This is a genomic window from Paenibacillus ginsengarvi (assembly GCF_003626695.1).
GTDB lineage: Bacteria > Bacillota > Bacilli > Paenibacillales > NBRC-103111 > Paenibacillus_AB > Paenibacillus_AB ginsengarvi.
Genome location: NZ_RBAH01000003.1, coordinates 309,971 through 326,834, shown reverse-complemented (window position 1 = coordinate 326,834; position 16,864 = coordinate 309,971). Strand labels below are relative to the sequence as shown.

Below are 16,864 nucleotides of genomic sequence, written 5' to 3'. Positions count from 1 at the left end.
ATATGCAAACAGGTACAGTTAAATGGTTCAACAGTGAAAAGGGCTTCGGATTTATTGAAGTTGAAGGCGGAAACGATGTTTTTGTTCACTTTAGCGCGATTCAGGGCGATGGTTACAAATCGCTGGATGAAGGTCAACGAGTTCAGTTCAACGTGGTTCAAGGTAATCGCGGACCGCAAGCTGAGAACGTTGTAAAGCTCTAGTAAGCTAAAGCGAGGCTGCTCCTGATGTTAGGGGCGGCTTTTTCTTTTTCGCGCCAGGCAAAGCTGCTGAAAATACATGAGGCGAACCGAACCTAACAAAAACGCAGAAGAGAGTGTGAATGTTCTTGATACAAATCACGATTCCGACTCCGGATTTCACGATTTACAAACAGAAGTCCCCTGAATTAAGCCATGTTTACGGATTTACGGATTTCATTCTGATTCCAAGAGATAAAGCGGGGATCTTTATGTTCTACAATGATAAGGATGAACTCCTATTCGTTGGCAAGGCACGGAAGCTAAGACCCCGAATCAAGAAGCATTTTGAGGATACGGTGTCGGTCATGAAAGAGAAGCGGGAGGAAGTGAGCAAAATCGAGGTTTGTTTAGTCGAGGATCCCGTTCATAGAGAAATATACGAGACGTACATTATCAACGAATATAAGGCTAAGTACAATGTAGATAAGGTGTTATACAAATAATAGACGGAGCTCCTGTTGCCCAAGGAGCCATGAAAGTATAGAATAACGCAAAAAAGCCTTTAATCCACGATCAGCGGGTTAAAGGCTTTTGGTATATATGCCGAGCTAAAATGGTAAGTTGGTTGCGGGGGCAGGATTTGAACCTGCGGCCTTCGGGTTATGAGCCCGACGAGCTACCGGGCTGCTCCACCCCGCGATAGTAAAACTAAGCATTGTAATCTTTGTGTTGACTAGATCTTTCATATTACAGCAATTCGAGCCAATATGCAAGCTCTTTTACACCAATTGAAAAGAAGTCGCAGCCAAAGGCAGACCCATAAACCTGCAATACCGCCCGGCAGCCTCAATGATGTGTTCTTCTCTGTCTTTGCGAGGTGCAAACAGAATGAATTCGATGTCGATCCCCTTGCTCTTAAGGGTTCGTTTCCATATGCCGGACACTTGACCGTCGATAACGATCGTCGGCATGAATACCCCGTTATTGCCCGGTACAACATGGGGGGCGTGCGCCGGGCTTAATACCGCACTGCGGTCTTTGTAGCCAAGCAAATATTCATCGAATCCCGGAAGCAGATAAACGGATGGTTCTTCATGGCTAACGCGAGCCGGAGCCTTGTCGGCTGTCCAATATTCCTGTCCGTTTATTTTCTCGGCCACCAGCCGGGACCGAATAGCTTCGACTCCTTGTCTTGCATCAGTAAGCGTGATTCCGGCCCACCAGGCTAAATCTGGTACGGTTGCTGGCCCATGACTCGTAAAATACCGCTCGGCGAGCAGAGCGAGCGCTTCGCTTTTCTCCAGTTCCTTGGCGGCAGGCACCCATTCCTCCAGCAAAACAAAGGTTTGCTGCTTGCCCTCCCTCGGCCCAAGGCAAATGTGACCGCTCTGTGCGAGATACCACAGAATATGATAGCCCCGCTGATTTTTCGTGTGGACTCCGTTTTCCTCCAACAATTGCATCAGATGGGGCCGGGATATCCGCCTGTTCCCTTGCAAGGTATCGTAGATGATTCGTCTGCAACGTTCGATGATTTCCTGGTTGAGCTCCAATTGCTGCAATCTCCGCCCATCCTGTGCGAGCAAACGCGAAGCCAGATACTTTAGCATCCATCTTACGTTTTCCGGATGCACGAAATGAATCGTACCGCGCATGGTCCAAGTCAGAACGATCCTGCGATCCTCAATGATCTGCTCGATATCGGCCACAGTAGATGACAACGTACGCATTCCGATCGCCCACAGGGCCTGATGATAATCCTGTGCCTGCAGAGCACCGAGTTGTTGGACAACCTGTTCGCCCTGATCCATCCTTTCGCCAGCGATGTGCAGATTGTGCATCCGCCGATAGGGAATGCTTTGTTCCTTTAAGGTTTCCATTATCGACAGCCTCCCGAATCCGAATAAGGTATATAATAATAAAAATGTTTTGGTATTGTAGAAATCAGTATAGCCTATACGTCAGTATAGCGAAACCAAATTCCAATACGGATTTAAGAGAGGAGTTTTTGTATGAATTACACTTTGATGTTTTATGAGAGCCAGGAGGACTTTGCGGCAAGAACGGACCCCGCTCGACAACAACAATACTTGGCGGGATGGACGCATTATGTGCATGCTTTGCGGCAGGCTGGTATTGTGGTGTTCGGTTCGGGTCTCTATGCTCCTGAGACAGCTGCAACGATGAAGCGGCGCGGCGGCGAGATGGTAGTTCAGGACGGACCGTTTCCGGAGACGAAAGAGCAGCTCGGCGGCATATTCGTAATTGATGTTCCAGACTTTGAAACGGCACTGGAATGGGCTGCCCGGGGGCCCGTCGATACGGTTGAGGTCAGACAGAACATTCCCCCTTTGAAGTAATAGACTATGGAAACGAATCAGGTCATTGAAGCAGCGGCACGTGATGCTTACGGCCGATTGCTCTCCTATTTGGCTGTACATTGGCGGGACCTGCAGGCAGTTGAGGACGCTCTTGGAGACGCTTTTCTTGCCGCGCTAGAAACTTGGCCTAAGGTTGGCATTCCGGATAAGCCTGAAGCCTGGCTAGTTACGGCTGCTCGAAGGAGGCTTATCGACCGTGCCCGACGTATTCGTATTTCCGAAAGTGCGCTGCCGACACTCCTTGCCATGTCCGAGGATGCACAGCGTCTGAATTCCGCAAGCGTTGCTTTCCCGGACGAACGCTTAAGGATGATGTTTCTATGTACGCATCCGGCCATTGAACCTGCAATGCGCACTCCGCTTATGTTGCAGACCGTGCTTGGCATCGATGCAGCCCGAATTGCGTCTGCATTCATCGTCAAGCCCTCTACGATGAGCCAGCGTCTTACTCGGGCAAAAGCAAAAATCCGTGCGGAACGCCTTCTTTTTGAAATGCCTGATGCGGATGAGATCCCGGATCGTCTCGATGCGGTTCTGGAAGCCATTTATGCCGCTTACGGGAGCGGATGGGGCGAGGCCGCTATGGCGGATTCGCCTCGCAGGGGATTAACGGCGGAAGCCATTCATCTGGGTAAGCTGCTTCTCCCCTTTGCCCCCCGCGAACCGGAGATTTACGGTCTGTTGGCGCTAATGCTGCACTGTGAGGCGCGCCGTGAGGCCCGATATGATGATGAGGGGAATTATGTTCCCCTCTCTGAGCAAAGTTGTATGCAATGGGAACAAGGCATGATCGTGGAGGCGGAGCGTTATCTGCATACCGCTGCGCAAACTGGCGGAATCGGCCGCTTTCAACTTATGGCGGCGATTCAATCGGTGCATGCCCAGCGTTTATGGACGGGGCGTACCGAGTGGGAGGCGATTGCGCAGTTATACGAGGGCCTCGTTCGTAAACACCCGACACTGGGCGCATTAGTCGGTCGAGCCGCCGCGGTCGCAGAGGCATATGGAGCGGAACGCGGCATGATCTTGCTGGAAGCTATTCCACCTGGAGAAGCGGCGGAGTACCAGCCCTATTGGGCGCTTGCCGGTTATTTGTACAAGCAGATGAATCGAAAGGAAGAAGCCCGTTCTGCGTATAGCCGGTCTATCGGACTAAGCACAGATGCTTCTGTCCGACAATTTCTAAACAACCAAGCTTCTACGATATAATTGTGGCACTTCGGGTAAAAGGTCTCCGGAAGGCACCCCAGCGGGGTGCCTTTAAACTTGCCGGTATAGACAGCGCGGAGAGCTTTATCCTATTCCATCCATCCTCGTCTCTTTCCTTTTCAGTCCGACTGACCTCCCTAAGCTTTCAGTACTCTTTCATAGCGCTATGTTAAAATTCAAGGGCTTGCTAGTTGAGAAAAATGGATAGTAAGAGGAGTGTTTGGATGAGGTCCCGAATACGAACAAAAATGAGATTCGTTTGCTTGTTTTTATTGGCGGTGCTGGTGTATGTGTCGGGCGCTTCAGGCACAGCGGATGCGGTAGCTACGGGAGTGGCAGACGGTACTTATGATTTTGGCGGCGTCTTGGCGCCCTACGACAATACCTATAAAAAGACGGGCGACAAGTTCCTGGTGAACAAGGATGTGGTCAAAGGCGGTACAAGCTTATGGCCGCAAACGCAAAAGGATGGAACAGTACCGGGGTATATGCTGCTCACGGCCGAAGGCACAACGACGCTCGGCAGCTTTACATTTCAGGACTTGGGCTTTAGCGCTACAAGCGATAACCTATTGCTTGATTTTATTCATATTACATTAATAGATGCGGCTGGCGCCACGATCGAAACGATCGATAATTATCGATATGGAGGGGGCGGCCTCCGCGTCGGGACAAGTACTGTTAAACTTTCGGCGATGTTAAATTCAAATAAGCTTTTTCAGTTCAAAAATGTGAAATCGATTAAAATATTGTGGATATTTTCAGATGACGCCGATCCATCCCGATTAAAGCTGGACAACATCACCATAGCGAATGCGCAAAAGGGTAAATACAACGTTACTTTTAACAGCTACGGCGGTACGCCGGTGAATAGTCAGAGTGTATTTTATAATGAAAGAGCAACAGTCCCTGGCAACCCGACGCGGGAAGGTTTTATATTCGACGGATGGTACACGGACCCAGAATTGACAAAACCGTTTGCGTTTACGACGGCGATCAAAGAGAACACGCAGTTGTATGCGAAGTGGGTATTGATCTTTTATACGGTTGCGTTTGACAGTGGCGGCGGAACGGCGGTGAGCAGCCAGACGGTATTCTATGGTGGTAATGCGATAAATCCTATGCCGGCCCCGACGCGAACGGGCTATACGTTCGAAGGGTGGTACATGGATACAGGGCTGACGCGATCTTTTGATTTCAACACGGTGATTACGAAGTATACGACACTGTATGCGAAGTGGACGCTAAACCATTACACGGTCACGTTCAACAGCAACGGCGGAACGGCGGTGAATAGCCAGACGGTCGGTTATAACAACAGGGCGACAGCACCTGCCAATCCGACGCGGACGGGTTATACGTTCGGAGGATGGTACACGAACACGGGGTTGACGACAGCGTTCGCATTCACGACGGCGATTACGGGCAATACGACTTTGTATGCAAAATGGACGTTGAATAATTACACGGTCACGTTTGAGAGTAACGGCGGAACAGCGGTGGGCAGCCAGACGGTGGGCTATAACAACAAGGCGACTGCGCCTGCCAATCCGACACGGACGGGTTACACGTTCGGAGGATGGTACACGAACACGGGGTTGACCACAGCATTTGCATTCACGACGGCGATTACGGGAAATACGACGCTGTACGCGAAGTGGACGCCAAACCATTACACCGTCACGTTCAACAGCAATGGCGGAACGGCAGTGAACAGCCAGACGGTGAGCTATAACAACAAGGCGACGGCGCCCGCCAATCCGACGCGGACGGGTTATACGTTCGGAGGATGGTACACGAACACGGGGTTGACCACAGCATTTGCATTCACGACGGCGATAACGGGAAATACGACGCTGTACGCGAAGTGGACGCCAAACCATTACACGGTCACGTTTAACAGCAATGGCGGAACGGGAGTGAGCAGCCAGACAGTGAGCTATAACAACAAGGCGACGGCGCCTGCCAATCCGACGCGGACGGGTTATACGTTCGGAGGCTGGTACACGAACACGGGGTTGACGACGGCGTTCGCATTTACTACGGCGATTACGGGAAATACGACGCTGTACGCGAAGTGGACGTTAAACAATTACACAATCACGTTCAACAGCAATGGCGGAACGGCAGTGAGCAGCCAGACGGTGAGCTATAGCAACAAGGCGACAGCGCCTGCGGCTCCGACGAGAACGGGTTACACGTTCGGAGGGTGGTACACGAACACGGGATTAACAACAGCGTTCGCATTCACGACGGCGATAACGGGAAATACGACGCTGTATGCGAAATGGACGTTAAACAATTACACGGTCACGTTTGAAAGCAACGGCGGTACTGCGGTGGGCAGCCAGACGGTGGGCTACAACAATAAGGCGACGACACCTACGGCCCCGACACGAACGGGCTATACGTTCGGAGGGTGGTACACGAATACGGGGTTGACGACGCTTTACGATTTTAATGCGGCGATTACCGGAAATACGAAGCTGTATGCGAAGTGGCTGCCCAATTACACGGTTTCGTTTAACAGTGGCGGTGGATCGGCGGTGAGCAGCCAGACCGTCGCCAGCAACGGCTTGGCTGCAGCACCTGCCGCCCCAACCAAATTAGGCCATACTTTTGGCGGGTGGTATACGACCGCGGGATTGACGACACCAGCCTCTTTCGCCACCGCGATTACCGGGAATACGATTTTGTATGCCAAGTGGGTACCCCATACATACACGGTCACGTTTGACACTTACGGAGGAACGCCTGTGGGCAATCTGATCGTTAGCTATGGCAGCAAGGCGACAGCGCCCGCCGACCCCGCCAAAACCGGCTACACATTTAGCGGGTGGTACACAGATGCTACGCTGACAACACCGTTCCTGTTCACTACAGTTATTACAGCGGATACGACCTTGCATGCGGGATGGGCGACAGACAGTTATGCGGTGACGTTCCACAGCAACGGCGGTACATCCGTAAACAGCCAAGCAGTGAGTTACGGTGCTTTGATCGTGGAACCTGCGGCTCCGACGAAGGTAGGCTATACGCTCGCAGGCTGGTACACAGATGTAGCGCTGATGGATTTTTTTGATTTCAACACGGTGATTACAGCGGATAATGAGCTGTATGCAAGATGGACGAAGGACGTATATACGCTCACGTTTGACAGTAAAGGAGGTACGCCTGTCACGGTTGTGACAGCGACTTACGACGACCTGATTCCGGCGCCGGGAGACCCGACGAATGTGGGTTACGCCTTCGGAGGCTGGCATGCGGATGAAGAGCTGAAGATTCCTTTTCCATTCCCTGCGAAGATTACAGTGAATACGACGGTGTATGCCAAGTGGATAGAGGGACGTTACACGGTTACGTTTGACAGCAACGGCGGCACGGAGGTCACGGTGGTGACGGCCACCTACAACACCCCGATCGCGGCACCGGGAGACCCGACAAGGCCGGGCTACACGTTCGGAGGCTGGTATACGGATGAGGAGCTGGAGCTTGCATTTGAATTCACAACGGCGATTACGGGGGATATGGCGCTGTACGCCAAGTGGACGGCAAATGAATACACGATTACATTTGACAGCGGCGGCGGTACGGCCGTGAGCAATCAGACGGTGAGGTACAACCAGACCGCTGTCGAGCCTCCAGACCCGACCCAGTCCGGTTTTGCGTTTGGCGGCTGGTACATGAACACCGGCTTGACTGTGCCTTTCACCTTTTCCATGGCCATTACGGGGGATATGGTGCTGTATGCGAGCTGGATCGCGGACAGTTACACCGTGACGTTCGACAACAACGAGGGTTCGATCGCACAAGTGCAGGTGCCCTACAACAGCTTGGTTACACCGCCTGCCGATCCGGTGAGGCCGGGTTACGCGTTCGCAGGCTGGCATATGGACGAAGAGCTGACGACGCTTTTTCCGTTCACCACGGCGATCACAGGCGATAAGACGCTGTATGCGAAGTGGGAGACGGACAGCTATTTGGTAACGTTCGACAGCAATGGCGGTTCGCCCGTGAACAGTTTGACGGTGAGCTACGAGGGGATAGCCGCTGCACCTGCCGATCCGACGAATACAGGGTACATATTCGCCGGCTGGTATACGGACGAACAGTTAACAACTGCCTTTTCATTCAACACGGTGATTACGAGAGATATAACGCTGTATGCGAAGTGGGAGAAGGATAGCTACACGGTCACCTTCGACAGCAACGGCGGAACGGCCGTGAGCAGCTTGGCAGCGAGCCACAGCAGTATGATCACGGCACCTGCCGATCCGGCGAAGTCGGGTTACACATTCGGGGGCTGGTATGCGGACGAAGAACTGACAGCCGTTTTCACGTTCTCCACTCCGATTATAGGAGATATGACGTTGTATGCGAAGTGGGCGACAGACAGCTATGCGGTCACCTTCAACAGCAACGGCGGCACATCGGTGGGCAGTCTGGCGGTGAGCTACAACAGCACGACCCCCGCGCCTGCCGATCCGATGAAGGCAGGATATACGTTTGCAGGCTGGTATACAGACGCGGAATTGACGGAATCCTTCACATTCGCGACGGCCATTACGCGAGATATGTTACTGCATGCGAACTGGACGACGAACCGTTATACCGTGACGTTCGACAGTAACGAAGGCAGTGCAGTGAGCAGTCAGGAAGTAAGTTATACCGGCACCGCCACGGTACCGGCCGACCCGATCAAGACAGGTTATACGTTTGGAGGCTGGTATGCGGACGAAGAACTGACAGCCGTTTTCACGTTCTCCACTCCGATCATTGGAGATACGACGCTGTATGCGAGGTGGGCAACGGACAGTTTCTCGGTGACGTTCAACAGCAACGGCGGCACGGCTATTAGCGGTCAGGCGGTGAGCTACAATGCGCTGGCAACCGAACCTGCCGACCCGACGAAGGCGGGCTATACGTTCACAGGCTGGTACATGGACGCAGAATTGACAGCCCCCTTCACATTTGCGGCGATTATTACGGGGAATACGACGCTGTATGCGAAGTGGACAACAAGCAGCAGCGCAGATTTGAGCAGCCTAATCGTTTCGGACACGATCCCGAGTCCAGCTTTCGCCCCCGGTACGACTCACTATACGGCCACTGTGTTAAACAGCATTACGGCGGTTACGGTGACGGCATCGGTGTACGACAGTCATGCCGCTATCCAAGTGAACAATACGGCTGTTCCAAGCGGTCAAGCGACTGAAGTGGTTCTGAACGAGGGAAGCAATACGATCGTTGTGGGTGTGACGGCGCAAGACGGTTCGGCCAAAGCCTACTCGGTTACGATTACGAGAGCGCCGAAGTCTCCTGTCGGACTGGTGGGAAATGCGGCTGACGGAATGGTCACGTTAAACTGGCAGGGTGTGCCGGGAGCCGTATCCTATAGTGTGTACGGAGGGACTGCTACCCGTTCCTATGGCACTGTTCCTATTGAAACCGTAAGCAGCGCGACATATAGTTATACGGCATCAGGTCTGACAAACGGCATCGGCTATTACTTCACGGTGATGGCAAATAACACAGGAGGGACTAGCCTGTACTCCAACGAAGTCCTTGCTATGCCGCTTAGCGGGGATGCAAGTCTGGAAAGCTTGAGCTTAACGGATCTTACACTAAGCCCGGCATTTGAGCGAGGAGTGTTCTCGTACGATTCCCGTGTCACTAACCGAATTGGGGCTACCACGGTAACAACAGCGGTATATGAGAAGCATGCCACAGCGAAAATCATAGTGAACGGTACGGAGGCTCCGGATAACCAGGTAATCTTGGGTGTAGGCAGCAACAAGATCGATATCGTGGTCACAGCACAGAACGGATCCACGAACACCTATGTAGTGACAGTTGATAGAATGTCTTCCGGGTCCTATCCGCCAACTCCGGCGGAGCCGCAGCAGACGGAAGAAGTTCGACTGATCCTTGGCGACCATTCTTATGAATTGTTAGCGAAGGCCAATATGACGGGGGAGCAGGAGCTGACGATTACGATAGATGCCGCCCAGATGTACGATCTCCTTGAGAAAGCGGACTCTATGTCGGTAGTCGGTATGATTATCTCATCCAAGGTAGATTATATCTCCGTGCTTCTGCCAGGGGATATAGTTAAAGCGATGGAAAGAAAGCATATGGTATGGGAAATTCGCACGCCCTATGGAACACTCCGTCTACCCGCATCAGAAATTGGAATCGATCGTTTGGCGGCCCGATTTGGCACAGAAGACGTGCAGGATATGATCGTTCAGGCTCGGATCGGGAAGAGCGATTTCAACGAGGGATGGCGGAAGGCAAATGGAGCGGGAAATCGTAATTTTACCTTTGTGGGGCATCCGGTCGATTTTCAGGTAACAGCCGCGTATGAAGGGAATGCAGAGAAAGTAGGCAAGTTCCGCTCGTATATAGAGATGGAAATTTCACTGCCGGACGGGACAGAGCCTGGCGGCATCACAACCGCTGTAATGATCCAGGAGGATGGAACGCTCCACCATGTACCCACTTACGTGAGGTTAAAAGACGGGAAGTACTTCGCGATTATCCATAGCTTGACAAATGGCGTATTCGCTCTTATTAACCATCCAAAAACGTTTGCGGATGTGGAGCAGCATTGGTCCAAACATGCGGTGAACGATCTGGCTTCGCGCTTCATCGTGAACGGCATCGATGAGACGCATTATAACCCGGATGGAGCGGTGACGCGAGCGGAGTACACAGCGATTATGGTTAGAGCATTAGGGTTATCCGACACAGGAGGCGTATCTGGATTTACAGATGTGCAATCCGGCGATTGGTATGCAGGGGCAGTAACAAAGGCACAGGAATACGGTCTCGTCGATGGATATGAGGATGGAGCGTTCCGTCCTGCGAACACCATCACACGCGAGGAAGCGATGACCATCGTCATACGGGCCATGAAGCTGACAGGGCTGGGATTGGAAGCAACTATGAACCCGGCCGATATCGAAGCGGCATTATCGATATTTTCGGATAGCCAGGCAGTAAGCACATGGGCTAAACCTGCTGTTGCCCTGGTAGTGAAGAATGGAATCGTTGACGGTACCGGCGCCGGGTTGAAGCCGGCGAGCGATATCACAAGAGCGGAAACGGCTGCCATTATTCAGAGAATGTTGAAGAAGGCAAAGTTCATTGACTAATTGAATAGGTCCAATAGCAACAGATTTAGGCCGGTCCGCTACGTCATGATTCATGACAGAACGGACCGGTTCTTTTTTGTCTTTGCGAAAAATGGATAAGGCTTATAGAAATTATGGCCGTGGTCGATATATGATAGAGAGGACATAGGCATCGGATGCAAACCACAGCTGATGATGGTGGAGGAATCTTCTTAAGTCATACATAAGGTGACCTGATCTATGAGTGCAACAATGCAGCCTATCTTTATGATTGCTTCAGTGATTTTGACGTGCGTCATCTTTGTTTTTGTATACGGATTTAGAAAAGAACGCGGTGTAACCTATCTGCTCGGTGTGATCGCATGCCGCATTATTTATACAAGTGGCGTTATTCTGGAGACAAACAGTTATACTTTGGCGGAGAAGCTTTTTTTTCGCAATATTCATCAAACGGCTTTAAATCTGATGGTCCCGTTCTTCGTTTTGTTCGTGCTGGAACTGGTCGCCTACGACAAATTATTAAGGGGACGAGGGAAGATTATCTTTCTTGCGGCCTTCACGCTCTGGTCGATGATGATGTGGTTCGATTCGGATCTTCATGTGGTCTATCAGAAGATTGAACTCTATGAGGATCATTTGGTAACGACGAAAACCGTTTATTCGATAGCGTATTCGATGTTTTGCTACAGTATCTTGGCTGTATCTTTTTATTTCCTGTTTCAATATATCCGGAATATCCGCAAAGATTTGCGTAACCCCGGGATGTGGGTTCTGTGTTTGATCTCCGTTACGGTTATTATAGAAATTGTGAAACTGGTTAATCCAGGGTGGGCGTCTTGGCTGCTTCCCTTGTCGGTATATTGCAGTTTTCTGGGCATGCTGGTGCTAATCATTGTGCTGCGATACAAGTTTTTTTCTCTCGTTCCATTTGCCAGAAATATTGTATTGGATACGCTTCAGGAAAGTATTCTGATTGCGAATGCTGCGGGAAAAATTATAGATAGCAATAAACAGGCTGCACACTGGTTTTCAAAGCTGGGTTATGCGAATATTTCCGGCCGAAACATATCGGAACTATTGATTCGTTGGCCCGATTGGGGCGCGCTGTGCCGTTCTATGCAGCAAGGCAATGTAGAGATTGACGCTTGGCTCGATGGCGAAAGAAAAATATACAGCGTGAACGTATATCCTCTGCATACGCTGCGCAGGCAGGGACAGGGAAGTATTTCGCTCATCTTCGATATTACGGAGAAGCAGCGTCATCTGGAGCAGATTGCCCAGCTCAACCAGTTGAAGGACCAGTTGTTCACGATTGTATCGCACGATATTCGCAGTCCGCTGGCGCTGCAATTTCAACTCGTTGAATTGCTGGAAGAAGATCGGGACCGTCTCGATGCGGATCACCGCGAGATCGTGGAGATGCTGGGCGACCAGATTCGGAATACGCTCGGTATGGCTACTAATTTATTGGAATGGTTCCGCAGCCAGCGGGAAGACTTGGCGCTTCGTCCGCAGCTCGTGGAGTTGTCCGAGGTTGTGGAGGAATGTTGCCAAACGCTGCATATCCAAAGCGAGGCCAAACAGATTACGGTGTTTCCTCCCATTACCCCAGGCACTCGTGTGTATGCGGATCGGGAAGCGCTAGGCTTAATACTTCGCAATTTGTTGTCCAACGCGATTAAATTTACCGGATTGGGCGGCTCTGTCCATGTACAGGCTTTGTTATCGGGAGACATGGTGACTATTTCCGTCCGCGATAATGGGGTTGGCATGGAAGAGGAACAGGCTCGTCAGTTATTTAGCGAGAAGCAGCTCCATTCCTTGCCTGGCACCGGGGGAGAGAAGGGCGCGGGACTTGGACTTCTCGTAAGCCGCCAGTTCGTGGAGCGGAGCGGCGGGAGGATGTGGGCGGAAAGCAAAGCAGGACAAGGAAGCGTATTTTACTTCACGATGAGAGGGGAACAGCATGATGAAAGTTCTCATAGTTGACGATGAGCCTGCCATGCTGTTTGCTATGAAGCGGATGTTATCGACGATGCAAGACGTGGAGCTTGTCGGCAGCTTCCAGCATGCGGAGGAGGTACTGGACTTCGTCCGGAACGAGGATGTGGATCTGGCCTTTCTGGACATCAAGATCGCTGAGGATAACGGATTGGAGCTGGCCCGCCGCTTGCGTTCGCTTCGTGCGGAGCTTGACATCGTGTTTACTACCTCGCATTCGGAATTTGCGCTTGATGCTTACGATGTTTATCCTTTGGACTATATGGTTAAGCCGATTTCCAGAAAGCGACTGGCCCAGACGGTCACTTAAGCCGCCAGCAGAGGCAGATCTCCTTCTGATGACGCTGGCACTTCCCCGCTTAATCGGTTGACGGTTCGGGGGATGGGTGGTTTCGAGGCCAGTAGTAAGCAGGCGGGTACAGTAAAATGGATTTCCAAAAAAAGTATGGAGTTATTCGCCTATTTGCTCGTAAACCGGGGGCGAAGCGTAACCAAAATCCGAATCTTGGAAGATGTTTTCCCGGAGAGGCCTGTTAAAAATGCAGAAGTGTATCTGAATACGGCGGTTTATCAGCTTAGAAAAGCGCTGTTACCGCATGGACTCAAGGAAATGGTCATTTCCGTGCAAGAGCAGTATCGTGTTGATCTGGAACAAGCCGATGTCGATTTTATTCAATTGGAACAGGACATGAAGGAGTTATCCGATATCAACGAAGAGAACGCTGCGGCGGCCATCGATCTGGAGAAACAGTTTGCAGGCGAGCTTTTCGAGAATCACTCGTTTGTATGGGCTACTGCGGAGCATGAGCGTTTGGCCGTTTTGTACGACTCCTTTGCCGAACGTCTTGCGAACTGGCTGCTGGATCGGAAGCGATTTAGAGAAGCGGCGCAAATTGCGAGAAGGCTTGTATCCCGTAATGAATTCGAAGAAGAATCCAATCTGCTGCTGCTGCATATATACGGGGCTCTGGGAGATCGGCAGTCTCTTCATAATCACTATGAGCAGTATAAGCAGTTGCTGCTTCAAGAGCTTGATTTGCAGCCTTCGTCGATTGTTGAGCAGCTGTATGAACAATATCAGTGACCGCCTCCTAGGCGAGCATGATTTGAAATGCCGGTTATCCTACACCATCACTTTCCAATAAGGAGTAAAAATTATCGCGGTCTTCATCATCGAATTTGCCAAGCGACCGTACCCGGACGAATTCATGTCCGCCGTATAGGTCGATCTCCTCGCCATATTGGTTATAAAGCGCGATCATCTTGCCATCCGAATTGAGCTCCATGTACCCGTTACATGGCTTTTCTTGCGTTTCACCGTAATAAATCAAAAATCTGATTTTGTCCACGCTGTTCATACTGCCCCTCCTTTTTTTCTTAATCGCGATCCACCTGAAGAAAATTGTACGTGAAACCGGTTGAATTGGAAAAAGCGATATGGCTCTCCATACTCGGAAATTCATTCCGGTTTGGAAAAAGGAAGGGGGCTTTCCCGTTAAGCCGCTTTTTCGCAACTTATCTCTTGACGGGACGAGGTTTGTGCATTATGATAACGTGCCGGTTAACTCTACAAGGTAAAGTATCGTTTCAACTCCTTAAATTAAAGGGTTTTGACGCAGCAACGTCGTATATTTGGTTGTATATTTCAAGTGGCGTTTGTGAATACCAGTCTGTATGAGCAGGTGTGGATTCTTGTTGTTAGTTTAAATAAAGTGAGAAAACGAGGGATGAACATGTCGTATATCGTTGATTTTAAAAATGTGTCCACGGTTGGACTAGAGTCTTCGCCTGTAGCGGAAGCGCTCGCCGGTTTACGCGCTAATGAAGCTCGTTATTTTATGACTAAATACAAGCATGAATTTACGGTTATACCGGCCAGCGAAAGTCAGGAGAACCTGGATTACGTGAACCGTATTTTGAAGGAAGAACGCAATATTGAGTTTGCGGCCAAGCCTTTGGAAACTTCGCAGTTTCAAGTCGAAAATATCCAATTTACTTACGTCTTTTATGAGGACGGTCTTGGGCTCAATGTCATGTATACGGTGGATGACTCTAAGAAACGAGCCGTCGGGTTTAAGCTTTCCGAGGGGATGGAGGTACCGGCGGAGTTAGGGAAGTTTAAGTTTGCCAGGCAGAAGTCCAAGCTGGCGGGAACGATTCGGGGTTCGTTTTTTGTTATTAAAGGACAATATTAAGATGAACGAAGGGGAGGGGCTGGTTGTGCCAGTCCCTCTTTTTTCATTTCTTTTTCTCTAGCTCCGCCTTTAACCTTGCGTTCTCCTCCAACAGCTTCTGAACGTCCGGGATATCCTTGCTGGAAACCCAGCCATGCAAATCGTCTCGTGCCGCATACCCCGGCAATACATCGCGAAGCACCATTTTAATGTGACGAACATCTGCAACATAATAGGTAGGGACTTCTTCCATGACCGATTGTTTAAACGCTTGAAACTGCTGGTAGTATTCAATGGCTGCGAAATCGTATGGCATTTGTCTCAAGACTTCATCTGTGACAACAAAAGCAAATCTAGGTTTGCCCGTTTCCCCGGCATATTCATACTCCCATTGCGTATAACTCTTGGATTCATCATCAGGAAGCGTTAAACCATAAAATCCTCCGAGAAACAGGACGTATATATCGGACTCGTCGATCCATCGCTTCCTGATTTTCACCGGGCTTTCCTTGAAAAATTGCTCGATTCCGGCAGGGATATGACCGGCTTGAAGGATGGCTTCAACGGCGGTATGTCTTTCCTCAATCAGATCGTTGAAAGTAGACGATATGTATATTTGTAGTTTTTTTCGCATAGGCCCACCTGATTCTTATAAAATTAGTATAAATAGAATCTACCATTCGCTCACTTTATTTGTCAAAATGGACTGGAGCTTGCACAAGGGCGGCAAATGGAGGCGAACGGATGCGTAAGAAATGGAAAAGAAGAATTCTGATCAATAATCCTGTCACGCTGGACCGGGCGCAGATCGGGCAGGACCTGCGCGATGGCAATCAAGTGATTGTCCAGTTCTCCCACCCGGACTATTACGACTCCATCCTGGAGGAAGTGGATGAGCTTTGCGCGCGGCTGGATGACAATTTCGGTGTACGATTCTACGGCCATTATTCTCTCTCCTTCGACGGTCGCACGCTCCAGCGCATTCCCCATGCCAAAATGCTGCACCTCAATTGTCTCGCTAAGGCGCATAACACCGAAGCCTTGGCCGCGCTGGAGCATTTGCACAGCTTGCACCTGGGCCTATATGAACTGGAGAACCCGGACATTCTGGGAATCGATTCGCTGCGCTCCTTAAGAGACTTAACGATTATGTCGGAGAAAAAGACGCTTAATCTGCAGTATTTCAAAGAGTACCCTCATCTGGAGTTATTGCATGTGGGGGGCAAGGTGAAAAACCTGGATGCGGTAGGCGATCTGGAAGGTTTGACTTACCTCGCGCTGCATTCGATCAGCAAGCAACCGTTGCATTTTGTGAACCGGCTGAAGAAGCTAAAGCATCTTCGCCTTTTGCTTGGCGGACGGGAACATATTCGGGAAATTGAGGAGAATGAAATCGACGATCTGGAAATCTCCAGAGTCCGCGGTTTACAGGACCTGAGCGATATAACGAAATTCCGGGCGTTAACGAGCCTTACGATCGAGGATCAAATTCAACTTCAAACCATCGACTTCGACCGGGAGATGGGGAGGCTGGAGGAGCTGTCCATTTCGAATTGCAAAGGCTTGGCTCGTTTGTCGGGAATGGAGCGGCTGCCTTCGCTGCGCAAGCTCCGCATTTTCAAAACGGCTATCGATTATGATTCGTTTATCCGACAGAAGCTGCCGCAAGCTTTATCGGAGCTGGAATTTGCCACTTCCAAGAGCAAAGTCGATCAGGACATCGAGCAATCGTTATTCCAGCTGGGTTATCGAAAATGGAGTGTTTAGGAAGGAATTGTTAG

General features: G+C 50.6%; 13 protein-coding genes and 1 tRNA gene. 10 read left to right on the top strand and 4 right to left on the bottom strand.

All coding sequences use genetic code 11. The annotated features are described in order from the left end of the window. The first annotated feature begins 2 nt into the window (after positions 1 to 2). Positions 3 to 203, top strand: coding sequence for a cold-shock protein CspD (gene cspD, locus D7M11_RS06435; RefSeq protein ID WP_120746330.1), 201 nt, complete (start codon positions 3 to 5; stop codon positions 201 to 203). 125 nt (positions 204 to 328) lie between these two features. Further along, entirely contained in the window at positions 329 to 685 is a 357-nt protein-coding gene (locus tag D7M11_RS06430; RefSeq protein WP_120746408.1) for a nucleotide excision repair endonuclease, read from the top strand. 119 nt (positions 686 to 804) lie between these two features. Here the strand turns inward: D7M11_RS06430 and D7M11_RS06425 are convergent. Beyond that, positions 805 to 881: transfer RNA gene (locus D7M11_RS06425), tRNA-Met, on the bottom strand. An 80-nt stretch (positions 882 to 961) separates the two neighbouring features. Next, complete coding sequence (locus tag D7M11_RS06420; protein ID WP_120746329.1) at positions 962 to 2,062, bottom strand: winged helix DNA-binding domain-containing protein; 1,101 nt, start codon at positions 2,060 to 2,062, stop codon at positions 962 to 964. 132 nt (positions 2,063 to 2,194) lie between these two features. On the opposite strand from D7M11_RS06420, the gene D7M11_RS06415 reads away from it, so the two are divergent. The 6 genes from D7M11_RS06415 to D7M11_RS06390 all read left to right on the top strand — a co-directional run bounded on the left by D7M11_RS06415 (position 2,195) and on the right by D7M11_RS06390 (position 13,993). Continuing rightward, a complete protein-coding gene (locus D7M11_RS06415; protein ID WP_120746328.1) occupies positions 2,195 to 2,542 on the top strand; it encodes a YciI family protein in 348 nt (115 codons plus the stop codon). A gap of 6 nt (positions 2,543 to 2,548) precedes the next feature. Further along, positions 2,549 to 3,772, top strand: a complete 1,224-nt coding sequence (locus D7M11_RS06410) for an RNA polymerase sigma factor (RefSeq protein ID WP_120746327.1) — start codon at positions 2,549 to 2,551, stop codon at positions 3,770 to 3,772. Between the two features lie 248 nt (positions 3,773 to 4,020). Further along, positions 4,021 to 10,929, top strand: coding sequence for an InlB B-repeat-containing protein (locus tag D7M11_RS06405; RefSeq protein WP_193556127.1), 6,909 nt, complete (start codon positions 4,021 to 4,023; stop codon positions 10,927 to 10,929). A 219-nt stretch (positions 10,930 to 11,148) separates the two neighbouring features. Continuing rightward, complete coding sequence (locus tag D7M11_RS06400) at positions 11,149 to 12,897, top strand: sensor histidine kinase (protein WP_120746325.1); 1,749 nt, start codon at positions 11,149 to 11,151, stop codon at positions 12,895 to 12,897. After that, positions 12,875 to 13,219, top strand: coding sequence for a LytR/AlgR family response regulator transcription factor (locus tag D7M11_RS06395; RefSeq protein ID WP_120746324.1), 345 nt, complete (start codon positions 12,875 to 12,877; stop codon positions 13,217 to 13,219). The genes D7M11_RS06400 and D7M11_RS06395 overlap by 23 nt, the downstream gene beginning before the upstream one ends. Positions 13,220 to 13,291: 72 nt before the next feature. Beyond that, the gene (locus tag D7M11_RS06390) at positions 13,292 to 13,993 is read left to right on the top strand and encodes an AfsR/SARP family transcriptional regulator (protein WP_120746323.1); all 702 of its coding nucleotides are present in this window, start codon (positions 13,292 to 13,294) and stop codon (positions 13,991 to 13,993) included. A gap of 34 nt (positions 13,994 to 14,027) precedes the next feature. Here D7M11_RS06390 and D7M11_RS06385 read toward each other — a convergent pair whose 3' ends face one another. Further along, positions 14,028 to 14,267, bottom strand: a complete 240-nt coding sequence (locus tag D7M11_RS06385; protein ID WP_120746322.1) for a hypothetical protein — start codon at positions 14,265 to 14,267, stop codon at positions 14,028 to 14,030. A 375-nt stretch (positions 14,268 to 14,642) separates the two neighbouring features. Between D7M11_RS06385 and D7M11_RS06380 the strand changes: the two genes are divergently transcribed. Beyond that, positions 14,643 to 15,104, top strand: coding sequence for a phage tail protein (locus tag D7M11_RS06380; protein WP_120746321.1), 462 nt, complete (start codon positions 14,643 to 14,645; stop codon positions 15,102 to 15,104). Positions 15,105 to 15,147: 43 nt separating this feature from the next. Here the strand turns inward: D7M11_RS06380 and D7M11_RS06375 are convergent, their stop codons facing one another. After that, on the bottom strand, positions 15,148 to 15,717 hold the full coding sequence (locus D7M11_RS06375; protein ID WP_120746320.1) for a DUF4062 domain-containing protein: 570 nt from the start codon (positions 15,715 to 15,717) through the stop codon (positions 15,148 to 15,150). A gap of 110 nt (positions 15,718 to 15,827) precedes the next feature. Between D7M11_RS06375 and D7M11_RS06370 the strand changes: the two genes are divergently transcribed. Continuing rightward, the gene (locus D7M11_RS06370) at positions 15,828 to 16,850 is read left to right on the top strand and encodes a hypothetical protein (protein ID WP_120746319.1); all 1,023 of its coding nucleotides are present in this window, start codon (positions 15,828 to 15,830) and stop codon (positions 16,848 to 16,850) included. The last annotated feature ends 14 nt before the right edge of the window (positions 16,851 to 16,864 follow it).

Coding starts and splice junctions, on each gene's coding strand:
- D7M11_RS06375 (WP_120746320.1), bottom strand. CDS start 15,717: ATGCGAAAAAAACTACAAATATACATATCGTCTACTTTCAACGATCTG.
- D7M11_RS06370 (WP_120746319.1), top strand. CDS start 15,828: ATGCGTAAGAAATGGAAAAGAAGAATTCTGATCAATAATCCTGTCACG.
- D7M11_RS06380 (WP_120746321.1), top strand. CDS start 14,643: ATGTCGTATATCGTTGATTTTAAAAATGTGTCCACGGTTGGACTAGAG.
- D7M11_RS06415 (WP_120746328.1), top strand. CDS start 2,195: ATGAATTACACTTTGATGTTTTATGAGAGCCAGGAGGACTTTGCGGCA.
- D7M11_RS06390 (WP_120746323.1), top strand. CDS start 13,292: ATGGGTGGTTTCGAGGCCAGTAGTAAGCAGGCGGGTACAGTAAAATGG.
- D7M11_RS06405 (WP_193556127.1), top strand. CDS start 4,021: ATGAGATTCGTTTGCTTGTTTTTATTGGCGGTGCTGGTGTATGTGTCG.
- D7M11_RS06400 (WP_120746325.1), top strand. CDS start 11,149: ATGAGTGCAACAATGCAGCCTATCTTTATGATTGCTTCAGTGATTTTG.
- cspD (WP_120746330.1), top strand. CDS start 3: ATGCAAACAGGTACAGTTAAATGGTTCAACAGTGAAAAGGGCTTCGGA.
- D7M11_RS06420 (WP_120746329.1), bottom strand. CDS start 2,062: ATGGAAACCTTAAAGGAACAAAGCATTCCCTATCGGCGGATGCACAAT.
- D7M11_RS06395 (WP_120746324.1), top strand. CDS start 12,875: ATGATGAAAGTTCTCATAGTTGACGATGAGCCTGCCATGCTGTTTGCT.
- D7M11_RS06410 (WP_120746327.1), top strand. CDS start 2,549: ATGGAAACGAATCAGGTCATTGAAGCAGCGGCACGTGATGCTTACGGC.
- D7M11_RS06385 (WP_120746322.1), bottom strand. CDS start 14,267: ATGAACAGCGTGGACAAAATCAGATTTTTGATTTATTACGGTGAAACG.